This is a genomic window from Hwanghaeella sp. LZ110 (genome assembly GCF_048892525.1).
Taxonomy (GTDB): domain Bacteria; phylum Pseudomonadota; class Alphaproteobacteria; order UBA8366; family Aestuariispiraceae; genus Pacificispira.
On the sequence record NZ_JBLZHT010000001.1, the window covers coordinates 262,782 to 279,869 of the forward strand.

Genomic DNA, 17,088 nt, shown 5'->3' on the forward strand with positions numbered 1-17,088 from the left:
TGCCCGTGCCGACGCCACAATCGGCAAAAAAGGGAAAGCGGCATGACCAGTCTGGATGATCGTGATTTAAAAATACTGACAATCCTGCAAACCGAAGGACGTTTGACAAAGGCGGCCCTGGCGGAGCGTGTGAACCTGTCGCCTGCCGCCTGTTGGGAGCGCTTGCAGCGCCTGGAACGAGCGGGAATCATCATCGGCTATGAGGCCAGGATTAATCCAAAACTGTTGACTGGCGCAGCGGAAGTCTTGATGTCTTTGGAACTGGAAAGTCATCGTTCCAGCGACTTTCAGGCATTCGAGAAGGCAATAGAGGCGATCCCGGAAGTGGTTGAATGCTGGGCCGTTGGGGGCGGAATAGACTATATGCTGCGGGTGGTTACCCAGGATATCGCCGCCTATCAAGCCCTGGTTGATGGAATGCTATCTACTGGTATCGGGGTGAAACGTTACTACAGCTATGTCGTCACCAAATCCATCAAGCGAACGGCCGTTCCCCTTGACCTTTTGGACATGAGTGAACCGAAGAATCGTCGGTCCCCAGCCTGAAATATCGGCGAAACACCGCCTAATCATTGTGGCTTACATCGGTTCTTCGCCTCATCCTGGTCTATAATCCAGGCATCTGAATAGTCTACCCATCCGCTTTCTAGAGTATCATGCGGGCGTATCCATTCGCACATGGTGTTCTAGCGTGTTGTTTTTCTGCAAACGCGTCGTCGCAGATGTCACTATCTGCTCGGCCGTTGCTCTTTAGAATCAGTGAGGTGCCATGTCGCAGGAGTCGTCTTCTCCGCGGGATCGTTTGTTCAATGCGTCCCTGTTCCAAACTGCCAGCTTCATTGATGGCCAGTGGGTCAATGCCGCGTCGGGGGAGACGATCGCCGTCACCGATCCTGGCAATGGCGCAGTGATCGGTCATGTGTCTGCGATGAGCGCCGCTGAAAGCCGCAAGGCTGTCGATGCGGCACAAAGGGCGTTCCCTGCCTGGTCTGTGATGCTGCCCCAGGATCGTGCCGCCCTGTTGCGCCGCTGGTTTGATCTGGTCAATGAGGCCCGGGAAGATCTGGCGACCCTGATGGTAATGGAACAGGGTAAGCCGATTTCAGAGGCGCGGGGCGAAATCGCCTATGCGGCGTCCTTCATGGAATTCTATGCCGAAGAAACCAAGCGCCCGAATATTGAGGGGGTGACGTCTCACCTGCCGGATGCAGAGGTTGAATTGTGGCGCGAACCCGTTGGCGTCGCGGCCCTGATCACACCCTGGAATTTCCCCTGCGCCATGATCACCCGTAAGGCGACAGCCGCCCTGGCGGCGGGCTGCACCGTTGTTGTTCATCCGTCCAAGGAAACCCCGTTTTCAGCATTGGCCCTGGCAGAGACCGCCCGTCGTGCGGGCATTCCACCGGGCGTCTTTAATGTTGTGACGGGGGAGCCTGAGACCGTTGTCACCCCCTGGACCGACGATACCCGCGTGCGGGCCCTGTCCTTCACCGGGTCTACGGAAATCGGTCAATTGCTGTATGCCCGCAGCGCCAAGACGGTGAAGCGCCTGGTGCTGGAACTGGGCGGGCATGCGCCTTTCATTGTGTTTGATGACGCGGATCTGGACCGCGCCGTGGACAGCGCCATTGCCGCTAAATTCGCAACGTCGGGTCAGGACTGCCTGGGGGCGAACCGGTTTTATGTGCAGCGTGGTGTTTATAAGGAATTTTGTGAACGGTTTGCGGAACGCACCGCAGCGCTTACTGTCGGGTATGGCATGGATGACCCGGATATCGGGGCATTGATGAATGAGCGCGCGGTTGCTAAGCAGGAAGCCCATGTTGCAGATGCCCTGTCCAAAGGGGCGCGCTGTCTGGTGGGGGGTGCCCGGCATGAGCAGGGGCCGCTATTCTATCAACCGACCGTCCTGGTCGACGTGCCGGCGGATGCCCTGATCTTTCAGGAAGAGACCTTCGGTCCCGTCGCGGCGATTGCGCCTTTTGACACCGAAGGGGCCATTCTGGAACGGGCAAACGACACGGAATATGGATTGATCGCTTATATGCATACGATCGATCCAAGACGCATATTTCGCATGAGCCGCGGCCTGCAATACGGCATGGTCGCGGTGAACAGAACGAAGGTGACAGGCGCACCGATCCCCTTTGGCGGGATGAAACAGTCCGGTCTTGGCCGCGAAGGCGCACGCCAGGGCATGGAAGCCTTTACTGATGTTAAATATGTCTGCCGCGACTACGGCGACCTAACCCTTGTGGAGTAATTGATATGTTAAGAAACGAGCCGTTGGAAGAATGGGACCGGGATCACTTTTTTCACCCGTCCACCGCAATGGGTGCCCATGCGCGGGGCGAAACGCCTCACCGCATTATCGAAACCGGCAAGGGTGTTTACATCACTGATGCGGATGGCAAGAGCTGCCTGGATGCCTTTGCGGGCCTGTATTGCGTGAATGTCGGCTATGGTCGCACAGAGATCGCAGATGCGATTTCCGAACAGGCGCATGAACTGGCCTATTATCATGCCTATGTCGGTCATGCGTCCAAGCCGGCCATTCGTTTGTCGAAGATGATTGCGGATCGCGCCCCGGAAGGCATGAACCACACCTATTTCGGTCTGTCGGGTTCTGATGCGAATGAGACCAATATCAAGCTGGTCTGGTATGCCAATAACATCATGGGGCGCCCGGAGAAGAAGAAGATCATCTCTCGCTGGCGGGGCTATCATGGGTCGGGGATCATGACGGGGTCACTGACCGGTCTAGCACTGTTCCACAATGCGTTTGATCTGCCGCGTGCGCCGATCCTGCATACCGAAGCCCCTTATTACTATCGCCGGGAAAACCTGGATCAGTCGCCGGAAGAATTTGCGCAGCATTGTGCTGATAAGCTGGAAGAAATGATCCTGGCGGAAGGCCCGGATACGGTTGCTGCTTTTATCGGTGAACCGGCGATGGGTACCGGTGGTCTTGTGCCGCCACCCCCTGGTTACTGGCAGAAAATTCAGGCGATCCTGGACAAGTATGATGTCATGTTGATCGCTGATGAGGTCGTCACCGGCTTTGGACGTCTGGGCAGCATGTTCGGTTCCGCCCATTACGGCATGAAGCCTGATATCATCACCATCGCCAAGGGCCTGACTTCTGCCTATGCGCCGCTGTCCGGGTCGATTATTTCCGACAAGTTGTGGGCGATCCTGGAGCAGGGTTCTGACAAGATGGGCGCGATTGGCCATGGCTGGACCTATTCTGCGCATCCGATTTGCGCCGCTGCCGGCGTTGCCAATCTGGACCTGGTGGACAAGTTGGGCCTTGTTGAAAATGCCGGAACCGTTGGGGCCTATCTGAACAAAACCATGAAACAGGCATTGGCGGATCATCCCCATGTTGGCGAAGTGCGCGGTGAAGGCCTGATGTGCGCGGTTGAATTCGTCGATGACAAGGCAGATCGGGTATTCTTTGATCCGGCCAAGAAAATGGGCCCGGCCTTGTCGGCTGCGGCGCTGGAGCGCGGCTTGATCACGCGGGCGATGCCACAGGGGGACATTCTGGGCTTTGCCCCCCCGCTATGCGTGACCAAGGACGAAGCCGACACGATTGTTGCAAAGACAGTCGAGGCGGTGAAAGCTGTGCTGGGTTAAGTCTATTAGATTAAGTCTGTAAGATTAAGTCTGGGAAAAGGGGACCTGTATGGCGAGCAACCCAATTTCGCCAACCGTTGATTTTGATCAGGATGGTGTGCAGCACGGGTTTCTAAGGTTACCCTATTCCCACGACGAATCCGCATGGGGATCGATCATGATCCCCATCACCGTGGTTAAGAATGGCAGCGGCCCGACTGCCGTTCTGACCGGGGCCAATCATGGCGATGAATATGAAGGCGCGATTGCCCTGTATGACCTGGCCTCTCGCATTGATCCCCAGGATGTAACGGGGCGGATCATCATTGTTCCGGCCTTTAACTATCCGGCCTTTCTGAACAAGTCACGAACGTCCCCGATTGATGGGGGGAACCTGAATCGGACTTTTCCCGGTCGGGCAGACGGCACGGTGACCGAAAAAATCGCGGACTTTTTCCAGAACCAGATTCTGGCCCGGGCGGATTATGTCCTGGACATTCATTCCGGCGGCAAGACGTTGGATTTCGTCCCCTTTGCGGCGGCTCACTTTCTGTCTGACCAATCCCAACAGGCCCGCTGTGTGGAGGCGATGAAGGCGTTTAATGCGCCCTATTCCCTGATGCTGTTGGAGATTGATTCTGTTGGCATGTATGATACCGCGGCGGAAAATCTGGGTCTGGTCTTTGTCTCTACCGAATTGGGTGGTGGCGGGTCTTCCAGCGCGCGCACCGTTGGTATCGCGCGCAAGGGGATTGAGAATTTCCTGAAACATGCGGAAATCCTGCCGGGTGAGTTGGAGATCGGGCCGACGATCAATCTGGATATGCCAGACAATCGCTGTTACGTGTCCTGCGACACGCCCGGCCTGATCGAATATAAGGTCGATCTGGGCGCAACTGTTGAGGAAGGTGAGCTGATCGCCGTTGTGCATGAAATCACCCGAACCGGGCGTCCGCCTGCCCTGTATTTCGCAGGCATTTCCGGAATTTTTACCGGGCGTCACTTTCCTGGCATGATCGGGATGGGCGATATCGTCGCGGTTATTGCGGTGCCGGTTTGAAGATGCGCTGGTAATACGGGGCCAGCAGGGACGGCATGATATACATCGGCATCTGCCAGATTGCGAAATAGAGAAAAATATCGGGATGAGATCCTGCAGGCAAGACGGCCAGGACGATACCGATATTGCGATTGGCACAGATAAAACCGATGCTGGCCCCAATTCGCGCGCCAAATACCCGGCCCATAACACTGCTGACGATCAGCATTAACAAATAGGCTGTGAAGGCAATGCCGATCACGCGCAGGACAAAGCCGGTTTCAGAAAGCAGGCGCGCGGTGACCCCATCCATGATCGCAATCGCAAACAGGACCAATATGAACACGATCACCAGGTCCAAAGGCTCTTTCGCGCGGGCGATCCGGGGGGATCCTAGAATTTTCTGTAGGATGAATGCTGCGCCAACCGCGCTGCCGACGAAAACACTCAACTTCATGCTCCAAGTGAGGGGATCGATGCCCAGATCTAAATCCAACAGGTGCAGCGCAATGAAAGGCAGAGTGAAGGGCACCAAGACCGTTGCGGCAATCATCACCAACAGCGCAATTGTATCATCCAGCCCCATCAATTGGGCCAAAGACGGTGTCGACATCAGCGGCGCGCCGCCTGCCATCAGGATCAGGGCGATCATTAATCCCCCGCCGGGTGGCAGCGCCGTCAAAATTACCCAGGCCAGAACCGGCGAGACCGCCAGCAGCCAAACCAGCGTCGTAATCAGGGCCGTTGGTCGCCGTAGCAGGGTGACGGAACGCAGAATATCGATCCTAAGGGCGGCCAGAAACAGCAACAGCCAGACCGCTGGGCCCAATGCCGGGCGACAGAATTGCGCCAACTCGGGCACTATCAGCCCGATACAGACACCCAATGCCAACAGCAATGGCGCCTTTCGGGCAAGGAATGTCAGGGTGCGGCGCAACATGAAAAGCCTTAAAGAATGACCTTGAACCCGTTCTACCAGAATTTCCCTAAAGCACCATGATCAATGCGGCACAGGCCCTTGGCGTTTGGGTCTTAAGATGCCATATCCCTGTATATGTAGTGGTCCTTAGCAACGCCACGATGTCTGCAACAGGACAAATCTTTAAGTGGTAATACCAGTTGAAGGGACATCGTATAGGCCTTAGGATGGCCAGCAATAAGATGACCCTACAAGAACAATGGTCTCATATTAGGGAATGGAAGGGTGGCTTTTATATGGCCGATCTGATCGATCCGTTCGGGCGTGAAATTGAATATCTCCGGATATCTGTAACCGATCGTTGCGATTTTCGCTGTGTCTATTGCATGTCGGAAGATATGACCTTTTTGCCAAAGTCGGAGATTCTGACCCTGGAAGAACTGGATCGCGTGTCTTCTGCTTTTGTTGGCATGGGTGTGCGAAAGTTACGGATCACGGGCGGAGAACCGCTGGTCCGGCGCAACATCATGTCCTTGTTCAAGTCTCTTGGGCGGCATCTGGAAACTGGTGCGCTGGAGGAATTGACGCTGACCACCAATGGCAGTCAATTGGCGAAATATGCCGATGATCTTTATGCCTGCGGCGTGCGGCGCGTGAATGTGTCGATTGATACGCTGGATCCCCAGAAGTTTGTCGAAATCACGCGCTGGGGCAAGTTTGATCAGGTGATGGCAGGCCTTCAGGCCGCAAAGCGTGCAGGTCTTAAGGTCAAGATCAATGCCGTCGCGCTGAAAGGCGTCAATGATGTTGAGATTCATGATCTTGTCGCCTGGTGCGGTGGGGAAGGCTTCGACCTGACTTTTATTGAGGTCATGCCGATGGGCGACATCGGCAATGAAAACCGGATTGATCAGTACTGGCCATTAAGCATGGTGCGCGCTGATCTGGCCAAGCGCTGGACCCTGGAAGACAGCGATTATGCGACGGGCGGACCCGCGCGTTATGTGACGGTCAAGGAAACCGGTGGGCGGATCGGTTTCATTACGCCCCTGACCCATAATTTCTGTGAAAGCTGTAATCGGGTTCGATTGAGCTGTACGGGCACCCTGTATATGTGCCTGGGTCAAGAGGATGCAGCCGACCTGCGGACCCCTTTGCGGGCGTCTGAAGCCAATCATCTGGTTGAGGATGCGATCCGGGAGGCGATAACCCGTAAACCAAAGGGTCACGATTTTATCATCGACCGCCGCCGTGGTGCGAAAAGCGTGTCGCGGCATATGAGCGTGACCGGGGGGTAAGGGATCGATGACCATCCCGCCATTGCCCGGTGAAATAAGGGTTTATGCCCTGGATTGCTATCCAGACCCAAAGGCCGACCCAACTGTTGTGATGATCGTTTGTGCAATCAGCGAGCAGATGGCGATACAGCATGCCTTCGATCATCCGAATGCCAGCCAGTATCAGGCTGTTCAATTGCATCCGGGCAAAAAGCATCGTAAGGCCCCGGGGATGCAGGCAGGTGTTCATGGATTCGTCAATTGGTCGGCATTCAAAGCGCTGGGATAAATCAACAACGATAGAAAAGCGACATATCGAATGAAATTGGGTGACAAAACGGTTCTGGTTTGTGATTGCGCCAAGACGATGCCATTGGATGGCGCAGCCATCGCGAAGGCCTGTGGTGCGGAAAGCTGTACCGTCCATCACCTGTTATGTCGGGACCAGATCGGGCGGGTTGTAGAGGCCGGTCGGAACGGGGATGTCATTGTTGCCTGTACCCAGGAAGGGGCGGCCTTTACCGAAGCCCTGGACGAACAGGGCCTGGCCCCGGACCTTCAATTGGCCAATATCCGGGAATTTGCCGGGTGGTCCAGAGAAGCCAAATCCGCAACCCCCAAGATTGCTGCCCTGCTGGCCGAAGCCGCTTTGAAAGCACCGGATGTATCGACCGTCAGCATGGAGTCTGGGGGCATCTGTCTGGTATATGGCGCGGGTCAGGTCGCCTTGGATGCGGCGCGCCAGTTGAATGGGCGCATGACGGTATCGCTGCTGCTGACGGATGTCGGGGACCTGATGCCGCTGGGCATGATGGACCTGATGACCGCAACCGGACGGATTGCCAGTGCGGCAGGGCATCTGGGTGACTTTGAAATCAATGTGAACAGCTATGCGCCGCTTAATCCGGCATCCCGGGATAAGATGTCGTTTGGTCTGCACAGCAATGGCGCTGCGGCGAAATGCGATGTCATTCTGGATTTGTCTGGTCGTGCGCCCCTGTTTACCGCCCATGAACGGCGGGATGGCTATTTGCGCGCCGACCCCAAAGACCCGGTTGCGGTACAGAAGGCGATCTTTGCCGCATCGGATCTGGTCGGGGAATTTGAAAAGCCCCGCTATGTCAATTTTCGCAGTGACCTTTGTGCCCATTCCCGCAGTCAGATTACGGGCTGTACCCGATGTCTGGATGTTTGTCCGGCTGCTGCTATTTCACCAGATGGTGATGCGGTTTCAATTGATCCCTATCTGTGCGGTGGCTGTGGCAGTTGCAACAGCGTCTGTCCGACCCAGGCTGCATCCTATGCCTATCCCAGTGACCAGCATTTATTGACACGCGCCAAGACATTGTTATCCACCTATCTGAAGGCAGGTGGCACGCGGGCAGTTCTGGTGGTACATGCCGCAGAGCATGGGTTTGGCATGATGGAGGCCAGCGCCCGTTTTGGACGTGGCCTGCCGTCGCGCGCTGTTCCGCTAGCGGTGCATGAGCCGACCCAGATTGGCGCTGAATTCCTGTTATCCACCTTTGCCTTTGGCGCGGATCGTGTGGTCATTCTGGTCCCACAGAAGCGTCGGGACGAATTGGACGGGCTGGCGCAACAGGCTGGGTTGGCAGAATCGATCCTGTCTGGCCTGGACTATCAATCCGGACTGGTGACGGTGCTGGTGGAAGATGACCCGGATGCTCTGGAAGCGGCGCTGTATGATGCGCCGAAGGTGAAGAAAGGGCTTAAAACCCCGTCTGCCTTCCTGCCTCAACCGGAAAAGCGCACGAATATGCGTCTGGCTGCGGAACATCTGCGCAAGGATGCACCCGGCCCGACGGATATGATCAGCCTGCCTCCCGGCAGCGCCTTTGGCACCATCAATGTTGATGTAGATGGCTGCACATTGTGTCTGGCCTGTGTTGGGGCCTGTCCGACCAATGCGCTGGCGGATAATCCAGACAAGCCGCAACTGTCCTTTCAGGAAAGCGCCTGCATTCAATGTGGCCTGTGCAAGAATACCTGTCCTGAAAAGGTGATCACGCTGGAGTCCCGGTATCGCTTTGGAGAAAAAGCAAACGACCGTGTGGTGATCAAGGAAGAGGAACCCTTTGAATGCATCTCCTGTGGCAAGGCGTTCGCGTCTAAATCAACCATAGAGAAAATGATTGAGACATTAAGCGGCAAACATTGGATGTTTGAAGGGGCCGGTGCGGATCGCCTGAAAATGTGCGAGGATTGCCGTGTTCAATCCGTCTTTAACGATTCCCCGCAAATGGCGTCTGGTCAGCGCCCGAAAGTTCGCACGACCGAAGACTATCTGGCCGCGCGCGATCGGGGAGAAACGGGTGATCTGGACTAATCAAATCGGTATCACTGGCAAATCCTACAGAGACGCAATAGAATCCCCGGCAATTACACTGCTTTCATGAATGCATGTTTGAAAGGACAAGGGACCGTGAGTCGTCTTGATGCTGCTAAATGTGTCCAGGTTGCTGTTCCAGATTGTGCCCCGGTTGATTGCGTTTTGGTGCCAAAGGCTAAGGATATTGGGGCCTTCAGCGTTCGCCGGGTGTTACCCGCAGCGGAGCGCCGCTCGGTTGGGCCATTTGTCTTTTTTGATCAGATGGGTCCTGCTGTCTTTGAGAATGATACCTATCTGGATGTCCGCCCCCACCCCCATATCGGCCTGTCGACCATCACCTGGCTGATCGAAGGGGAAATCCTGCACCGGGACAGTCTGGGCTATGTTCAGCCCATTCGGCCGGGGGAGGTCAATTGGATGACAGCGGGATCGGGCATTGTGCATTCTGAGCGCACGCCCGACGCAAGCCGTCATGCGGGCAGTAAAATCTATGGCATTCAAACCTGGATCGCGCTGCCAAAAGATCAGGAAGAAATCGATCCATCCTTTCAGCACTATGCCGCCACGGATATTCCCTGGATCGATGGGCCCGGATATCGTATTGGATTGATTGTCGGGGATGCCTGGGGCCACAGTTCACCGGTGGAGACGCCATCGGAAACGCTGTATGCTGATATCAGTATGGATGCTGGCGCAACGGTCGACCTGCCGACCGCAACAGAAGAGCGCGCTGTTTATATTCTGTCAGGATCGATTGATATTGCCGGTACGGTGTTTGACAGTGACCGTATGGTTGTTCTGCATACTGGTGTGTCGGTCAGTGTGACCGCTCAGCAGGACACCCGGCTGATGCTGTGTGGCGGCGCGCCTTTGGACGGCCCGCGTCACATGTTCTGGAATTTCGTGTCCAGCCGCAAGGATCGGATCGATCAAGCCAAAACAGATTGGCAGGAGGGACGGTTTGCCCCCGTCACCGGAGAGGTTGATTTCATTCCACTGCCCGGCTGAATGCGCTCCTGATCCTTACGGTTCCAGTTCTGATATCAGGATCCCGTTTTCGTCATAGATCCGCAGAATTTCTGCGCCAGATTTGGTACGAACATGCAGATACAGGCGACCGGGTTGGCTGTTGACTTCCAGGATTGTTCCAAGCCCCGTTATCGGCGCAGCCTGGGGATTTGATGGCGCGGCATCAGCCTGTTCAATGGCCGGGGCATCACTATGCTTGCCCGACTTTGTCATAATACCGTATATCATGGCACCGACCGCCAGAATGATTAATGCGCCAAGGGTCGCAACAACGATGACAATGCCGCGATTGTTGCGGATGACGCTTTCCGCCTTTTCGTCAGGCGGTGTGGTTGGATCGGCAGGCATAAGTGATAATCCTTAAATCTGATAGGGCGTGGCCAAAGGGCAGTATCCGTGATCGATAGCAAGACAGAAGGTGAAGTGCCAGAGGTTGATGGCGATTTGGATGAAGATAATGCGATCTTCAGCGGTTCGGTATCGGATAGTGGCGGCAGTTTGGTCGATCTGGTGGTTTCAGAACAGGAAGCCGGTGCCCGGTTGGATCGCTATCTTGCTGATTCATTGCCAGACCTGTCGCGCAGCCGCGTTCAGGCCTTGTTGCGCGCGGATTGTGTGCGCATGGGCAGTGGCCGCGTTGTCACCGATGCTTCTGGTCGTGTGAAGATGGGAGAACGTTACAGTGTTGCTGTTCCACCGCCTGAAGCGGCCGTACCGGAAGCTCAGAATATTCCTCTGGATGTCGTGTTCGAAGATCAGCATCTGATTGTTGTCAATAAGCCGGCTGGCATGGTGGTCCATCCGGCCCCCGGCAATCGGGATGGAACCCTGGTAAATGCCCTGTTGCATCACTGCGGCGAAAGCCTGCAGGGCATTGGGGGTGTGCTGCGGCCAGGTATTGTGCACCGCATTGATAAGGATACGTCAGGTCTGTTGGTGGCGGCTAAGTCTGACAAGACCCATGCCGGTCTGGCGGCCTTGTTTGCGGCCCATGATATTGATCGGCGTTATCGGGCGCTGGTGATTGGCGTGCCGGATACATTGCGCGGCACAATTGATCAGAATATTGGTCGTCATCCAACCGACCGGGTGCGTTTCGCGTCTGTTGGCCCGCATTCCGGCAAAACAGCAATCACGCATTATCGTGTCCTGGGGCAGGCTGACTTATCGGTCTGTCTGGTGGAATGTACCCTGGAAACCGGCAGAACCCACCAGATCCGCGTTCATATGACCGCAATGGGTCATCCCTTGATCGGGGATCGACTGTATAATAAAACTACCCGTACCCGGCGGGCGGCGTTGACGCGCGAACGGCGGGAAGCGATTGATGCCTTCCCCCGCCAGGCCCTGCATGCGCAATCGCTGGGGTTTGCGCATCCGATCACGGGGCAAGATTTGTTATTTGAAGCCGCCCCGCCTAAGGATTTCACCGAATTGCAGGGCGTGTTGGGCATTTCCTAAGGGGGGCCCTTGGTGTCATGGGATCGTCGCCACAGGGACATAGTTTCGCCTTAATAACGGACCAAAATGCAAATTATAGGGGATGTTCACAGTAAATGATCCGTGCCATTCACGAACAGGTGATGGAGAATGATTAAACATCCGTGCCGTCCCATCTTGAATAAAGGGGCGCGCATTCCTATCTGTAAACTGCGGTAGATTGGCCTGTGGGCCCGTACATTGGGGAGATTATAGACATGAGCAATACAGCGAATATTCCCGTTTTAACGCCGGAGGGTAATCTTCAGCGTTATCTGGATGAAATCCGCAAGTTCCCAATGCTTGAACAGGAACAGGAATACATGCTGGCCAAAAGCTGGCGGGAGCATGGGGACCGTGATGCAGCGCATCAATTGGTGACCAGTCATTTGCGTCTGGTTGCTAAAATTGCGATGGGGTATCGCGGCTATGGTCTGCCTGTTGCAGAGCTGATCTCAGAAGGCAATGTCGGTATGATGCAGGCCGTAAAACGGTTTGATCCTGAACGTGGTTTCCGACTTGCGACCTACGCGATGTGGTGGATTCGCGCCGCGATCCAGGAATATATCCTGCATTCCTGGTCTCTGGTGAAAATGGGGACGACGGCGGCCCAGAAGAAACTGTTCTTCAACCTGCGCAAGATCAAAGGTCGCTTGCAGGCCTTTGATGAAGGGGATTTGCATCCCGACACAGTTGCCAAAATCGCGCAGGAACTCGACGTGCCGGAACAGGATGTCGTGTCCATGAACCGACGTCTGGCCGGCGGTGATAACTCGCTGAACGCGCCATTGCGGGCTGACAGTGAAGGCGAATGGCAGGACTGGCTGGAAGATGACACGGACAGCCAGGAAACGGTTCTGGGCGAAAGTGAAGAACTGACCCAACGTCGTGGCATGTTGAAAGAGGCAATGAGTGGCCTGAATGATCGGGAACGCCATATCCTGTCGGAACGCCGTCTAAGCGATGAGCCGAAAACACTGGAAGACCTGAGCCAGGAATATGGCATCAGCCGCGAACGGGTGCGACAGATTGAGGTGCGGGCCTTTGAAAAGTTACAGCGTTCAATGCGGAACAAAGCCATAGATCAAAACATCCAGACGGTGTGATCCCGTCGTGTTTTGAGAATGATGCGCATGTCAGGTTTAATTCAGGAACCGCCGTTGATTGAATGATCGACGGCGGTTTCATTTTGGTTCATTGTTTTTTGAATTCCGCGTAGGTCTCGTCATCCATCGCCTCTTCACGTGCGCGCTCCATGGCTTCTTCCTCGTCGGTTTCAGTGGTCTCATCGTCTATGATCGGCCCCGCCTCTAATTCCGCAAGCTCTTCCAAGGGGGCCTTGCCGCGCACCTGGGTACCCCATTCTTTTTCCATTTCCTTCTGTTTCTCGCGCATGGTGCGACGGCGCATCTCCATCGACATGCTGAGATAACGCAGGACCATCAGCGGGACGATCCAATGAATGATCCATCCGATTGTTGCTGACCCCAGCATGATTAACCAGTTCATCGGATTTTGAAGCAGATCAATCGCAGACGAGAGACTGATTTCGCCCTTCCATAATTCCAAGGCAACGATCAATGCCCCAGCCAGATTGGCCCAGGCCACCGTTTTTGTGGCATGGCGTCTGGGATGAGTATCAATCAGATAGGCGACGCCAGTTGGGATCATCCCAATGGTCAGCAACAGAACAGTTTCCTTGAACAGGACGGTCATCAGGATCGACCCGATCATCACAAACGTGAAGAATCCTGCAGACCGCTTTGGCTTTCCCGAAGCAGCGCCCTTTGCCGGGTCGTCTTGAGCGCCCGCATTTTTTTTCTTGGGTGCCTGTGCCATTGCTACCTGCTGGTCTCCCTAAACTGCAATCGAGATTCGTTGACGCACGGACTCCTCATAAGAATGCCCAAAACCCTGTCAGAGTAATTGCAGCAACACAGCATAACAGGGATATCGCTGAGGCCAATTGACCACCATATTCTTCCGCCAGTAATTCCTTGTTATGAATGTCGCGCATTAACGCAATAAGATCATGTGTTGTTCGGGTGTATTGCATGGTCGCATGATCGAACTCGGTTTTGTCCTCGGATACTTCTTTGGTATCGTCAATGACGTCCAGAAGCTCCTGCATCCGCCCGGATTTCGCCGCTTTGCGCAGCTTCCCGCGCACTTTTTTGCGCCGATCCCGACTGAAGAAGCGGTTGATTGCGGGTTCTAGCATCTTCGCGGAAGTCTCGCATAAATATGGAAACTTGATATTCCGATGCATTGTATCCTGCAGACTTGCAAGGATCTTGACTTGCGCCAAGCGACCTTCTTCTTCATCGGCCCCGCGATCAATATCGCGCAACTCGCCCCCAATGGCGCGTTTGAAACCGGTTCCCAGGAAGGCGGCGATATGGCGATCAATCAGGCGCTTTGGCGGGGTCTCCCCCATGCACAATCTTTCAAAAGCGGGCAGCAGATGGTCCACCGAGGGTATGTAATCCCGCTCGAACAAGGTGGATTGGCAGGGCATTGACGAGTTAAGCTCATAAATAACCCGTTCAATGCCAAACCCCAATGTTGTCTGGTTCAATACTGCGCGGATTTTGTCCAGACGGTTGGTGTTGCGTAGATGGTTCGGTTGCAATTTTTTTTGCTGTTCCATCCAGAAAGAAACAAGCCCCATCGACAACACAGAGCTAAATAATTGTCGCGCGGACGATTCTTCGGAGAAAGAGGCGATGAAGGTGCCGATACCATCAACCGTTGCCGAAAGTTCTTTCAGGCGGATCGGGCCTTCAGGATCCAGGGCAATCAGAATGCGGGCGATCAGTCGGTCCTGATTTTCATTTCCGCCGCTTTTCGCCAGATTGACCGCTTCAATTCTATCCTCTTCCCCCAGGGATCGCCGCAGCCATGTGTCCAGTGCACCGCTGTTGATCAGAATGGCGGCCTGATCCCAGTTTTTGTGCATGGCATTGGCTACTTCACGGGCCGTCGAATAATCTTTTCCAGCGATCGTCAGGCCACGTGATCCTTTTGACGGCATGGTCTGTTGCTTCGGGGACAAACGCCGACCATTCAACCACAGGCCAAGCTCGTCTAAAGTCCATCGTTCCGCAGGATCGTCATTCAGAAGCCCGCGCAAAGGTTCCATCATGGTTAAAGAGACACGGTGGTTCTGAACCAGCGCCCCATAGGACCCCATGGTCAATTTCAGACGCAAAATCTCCTCATCCGGAAATCCCACCAGCGGGCTATGTCCGGTCAGCAGGGCCAGGATCGTGACACCCAGGGCATACAGGTCGTTTTCAGAACTGCCTTCCCCTCGCCCCGCCGCTGTCGCTAACGAGCATTCCAGCGTTTCGTAGGGGGTCGGATTGGTAATGCCGGGCAGTGAAGAGAAACACTCCCCGATCATCATTTCCTGCTTTTCAGGGCCTTGGAAAAACAGATTGTCCGGGCGCAGCATCCGATGATACATGCCAAATCCATGCATTTCTCGTAGGATCTGGGTAGCAGGATCGATAAAATTTCGAGTAACAAGCTCTTCCTGCATAGGCGCGCGGGGTGTTTCCAAATTCGTGAAAACACGCTCCCCGCCGGGGCGTTCCAGGATGACGACAGGGCACCGTCTACCCTCTGGCGGCCAATCGATCACATCCCAATCTAGGCATCGAACAAGACTGCGATGATCGATGCGCCGCATCATGCCGACTGCTTCAAGGCGGGGTGGCAGCTTGGGGTCACAGATCAGGGCATAAAGGGCGCGCTTGGAATCCCGTTTATGAAGGCAGTGATAGGCAACGGCAGGCTGGGAGTCGAGGGCAGGCAGAGGTTTTGAAGAATCGACGTCATAGCGCTCTCTGACGTCGATGATGCGCCCGGTTGTCATGGCAGGTTCAGACGCACCGCCACCGCTTACCTTCAGCGCCATCGTATATTAATCCCCATCGAAAAGCCTGCCCGCGTGTCGATCAGACACTATAACAGCAGCTATCACGATTCGTGTCGAATCAAAGGTTCCCTTTGCCTGCGATGGTCTGAAACAGCCTATCGCGGTTGGTCCGACTAGCCTTCGAAGGGATCCCGCACGCGGATTGTGTCATCCCGCTCCGGGCTGGTGGACAGAAGGGCGACCGGGGTTTCGATCAGTTCTTCGATGCGTCGGATGTATTTAATCGCAGTGGCGGGCAAATCAGCCCAGCTGCGCGCACCATAGGTGCTTTCTTCCCAGCCTTCCAGCGTCTCATAGATTGGTTCAGCGCGCGCCTGAAGGGCTGTGGAGGCGGGCAGGTGGTCGTATTCACGCCCATCGATGCGATAGCCGGTACAGACGTTCAAGGACTCCAGACCATCCAGCACATCCAGCTTTGTCAGGGCGATGCCATTCACGCCGCCTACCTTCATCGCCTGGCGGACCAGAACGGCATCGAACCAGCCACAGCGGCGCTTGCGCCCGGTCACCACGCCAAATTCCCGGCCGCGTTCGCCCAGGCGTTCGCCAATCGCATCGGTTAGTTCTGTTGGGAAGGGGCCGGACCCGACGCGGGTCGTATAGGCCTTGGTGATTCCCAGAATATAGCCCAATCCGCCCGGACCCATGCCAGAGCCGGTCGCGGCCTGGCCCGAACCTGTATTGGAGGAGGTCACAAAGGGGTAAGTGCCGTGATCGACATCCAGCATAACGCCCTGTGCGCCTTCGAACAGGATGCGATGACCTTTCCGGCGCATATCGTCCAGCTTCTTCCAGACCACGCCCGCATAAGGCAGCAGTTTGGGCGCAATTTCTTCCAGTTCCGCAATCACTTGTGCGGGATCGACGGGGGCGACGCCCATGCCTTTCAGCAAGGCGTTGTGGTGCGATAACAGCACGTCCACCCGATCCGGCAGGGTGGCGGGATCTGCCAGGTCACAAACGCGAATGGCCCGGCGGGCAACCTTATCTTCATAGGCCGGGCCGATACCGCGCCCGGTCGTGCCGATTTTACCCTCGCCGCGCGCCAGTTCCCGCGCCTTGTCCAACTCACGATGCACCGGCAGGATCAGGGCGGCGTTTTCCGCGACCAATAGTGTTGTGGGGCTGACCGAAACGCCTTGGGCGCGAATACGCTCAATTTCTTCCATTAAGGCCCAGGGATCAACCACGACGCCATTGCCGATGATTGACAGCTTGCCTTTGCGCACAACGCCAGACGGCAGCAGGCTTAACTTGTAGACTTTGCCATCAATGACCAGGGTGTGACCGGCATTGTGACCACCCTGAAACCGCACCACCACATCGGCGCGTTCTGACAGCCAATCAACAATCTTGCCTTTGCCTTCGTCGCCCCATTGAGAGCCGATAACCACTACATTCGTCATCGCGTTTGTCCTTGCGCCTGATCGGGTG

General features: G+C 55.5%; 15 protein-coding genes. 10 read left to right on the forward strand and 5 right to left on the reverse strand.

Features of this window, described 5'->3' with window-relative positions; all coding sequences use genetic code 11:
• The first annotated feature begins 42 nt into the window (after positions 1-42).
• The 4 genes from ACOSDM_RS01175 to doeB all read left to right on the forward strand — a co-directional run bounded on the left by ACOSDM_RS01175 (position 43) and on the right by doeB (position 4,678).
• Positions 43-546: an Lrp/AsnC family transcriptional regulator gene (locus ACOSDM_RS01175; protein WP_420722636.1), complete on the forward strand. Its 504-nt coding sequence runs from the start codon at positions 43-45 to the stop codon at positions 544-546.
• 223 nt (positions 547-769) lie between these two features.
• Entirely contained in the window at positions 770-2,263 is a 1,494-nt protein-coding gene (locus ACOSDM_RS01180; protein WP_420722637.1) for an NAD-dependent succinate-semialdehyde dehydrogenase, read from the forward strand.
• A 5-nt stretch (positions 2,264-2,268) separates the two neighbouring features.
• Complete coding sequence (locus tag ACOSDM_RS01185) at positions 2,269-3,639, forward strand: aspartate aminotransferase family protein (RefSeq protein ID WP_420722638.1); 1,371 nt, start codon at positions 2,269-2,271, stop codon at positions 3,637-3,639.
• A gap of 49 nt (positions 3,640-3,688) precedes the next feature.
• On the forward strand, positions 3,689-4,678 hold the full coding sequence (gene doeB / locus ACOSDM_RS01190; protein WP_420722639.1) for a N(2)-acetyl-L-2,4-diaminobutanoate deacetylase DoeB: 990 nt from the start codon (positions 3,689-3,691) through the stop codon (positions 4,676-4,678).
• Here the strand turns inward: doeB and ACOSDM_RS01195 are convergent.
• Positions 4,659-5,597 carry a hypothetical protein gene (locus ACOSDM_RS01195; protein ID WP_420722640.1) on the reverse strand — a complete coding sequence of 313 codons (939 nt, stop codon included), beginning with the start codon at positions 5,595-5,597 and terminating at the stop codon, positions 4,659-4,661. The two genes, doeB and ACOSDM_RS01195, sit on opposite strands and share 20 nt — an antisense overlap.
• Before the next feature lie 275 nt (positions 5,598-5,872).
• Here ACOSDM_RS01195 and moaA point away from each other — a divergent pair, with 275 nt between their 5' ends.
• From moaA to ACOSDM_RS01215, 4 genes are all read left to right on the forward strand, one after another.
• Complete coding sequence (gene moaA, locus ACOSDM_RS01200; protein WP_420722641.1) at positions 5,873-6,874, forward strand: GTP 3',8-cyclase MoaA; 1,002 nt, start codon at positions 5,873-5,875, stop codon at positions 6,872-6,874.
• 7 nt (positions 6,875-6,881) lie between these two features.
• On the forward strand, positions 6,882-7,142 hold the full coding sequence (locus ACOSDM_RS01205; protein ID WP_420722642.1) for a hypothetical protein: 261 nt from the start codon (positions 6,882-6,884) through the stop codon (positions 7,140-7,142).
• Between the two features lie 30 nt (positions 7,143-7,172).
• Positions 7,173-9,200, forward strand: coding sequence for a 4Fe-4S dicluster domain-containing protein (locus tag ACOSDM_RS01210; RefSeq protein ID WP_420722643.1), 2,028 nt, complete (start codon positions 7,173-7,175; stop codon positions 9,198-9,200).
• 96 nt (positions 9,201-9,296) lie between these two features.
• On the forward strand, positions 9,297-10,211 hold the full coding sequence (locus ACOSDM_RS01215) for a pirin family protein (RefSeq protein ID WP_420722644.1): 915 nt from the start codon (positions 9,297-9,299) through the stop codon (positions 10,209-10,211).
• 15 nt (positions 10,212-10,226) lie between these two features.
• On the opposite strand, the gene ACOSDM_RS01220 is transcribed toward ACOSDM_RS01215, so the two are convergent.
• A complete protein-coding gene (locus ACOSDM_RS01220) occupies positions 10,227-10,580 on the reverse strand; it encodes a hypothetical protein (protein ID WP_420722645.1) in 354 nt (117 codons plus the stop codon).
• Positions 10,581-10,628: 48 nt separating this feature from the next.
• On the opposite strand from ACOSDM_RS01220, the gene ACOSDM_RS01225 reads away from it, so the two are divergent.
• Both ACOSDM_RS01225 and rpoH read left to right on the forward strand, forming a co-directional pair.
• On the forward strand, positions 10,629-11,693 hold the full coding sequence (locus ACOSDM_RS01225; protein ID WP_420722646.1) for an RluA family pseudouridine synthase: 1,065 nt from the start codon (positions 10,629-10,631) through the stop codon (positions 11,691-11,693).
• 236 nt (positions 11,694-11,929) lie between these two features.
• The gene (gene rpoH / locus ACOSDM_RS01230; RefSeq protein WP_420722647.1) at positions 11,930-12,817 is read left to right on the forward strand and encodes an RNA polymerase sigma factor RpoH; all 888 of its coding nucleotides are present in this window, start codon (positions 11,930-11,932) and stop codon (positions 12,815-12,817) included.
• An 88-nt stretch (positions 12,818-12,905) separates the two neighbouring features.
• On the opposite strand, the gene ACOSDM_RS01235 is transcribed toward rpoH, so the two are convergent.
• From ACOSDM_RS01235 to ACOSDM_RS01245, 3 genes are all read right to left on the reverse strand, one after another.
• Positions 12,906-13,550, reverse strand: coding sequence for a hypothetical protein (locus ACOSDM_RS01235; RefSeq protein WP_420722648.1), 645 nt, complete (start codon positions 13,548-13,550; stop codon positions 12,906-12,908).
• 55 nt (positions 13,551-13,605) lie between these two features.
• A complete protein-coding gene (locus ACOSDM_RS01240) occupies positions 13,606-15,633 on the reverse strand; it encodes a hypothetical protein (RefSeq protein WP_420722649.1) in 2,028 nt (675 codons plus the stop codon).
• A 134-nt stretch (positions 15,634-15,767) separates the two neighbouring features.
• Positions 15,768-17,060: an adenylosuccinate synthase gene (locus ACOSDM_RS01245; protein ID WP_420722650.1), complete on the reverse strand. Its 1,293-nt coding sequence runs from the start codon at positions 17,058-17,060 to the stop codon at positions 15,768-15,770.
• Positions 17,061-17,088 lie beyond the last annotated feature (28 nt).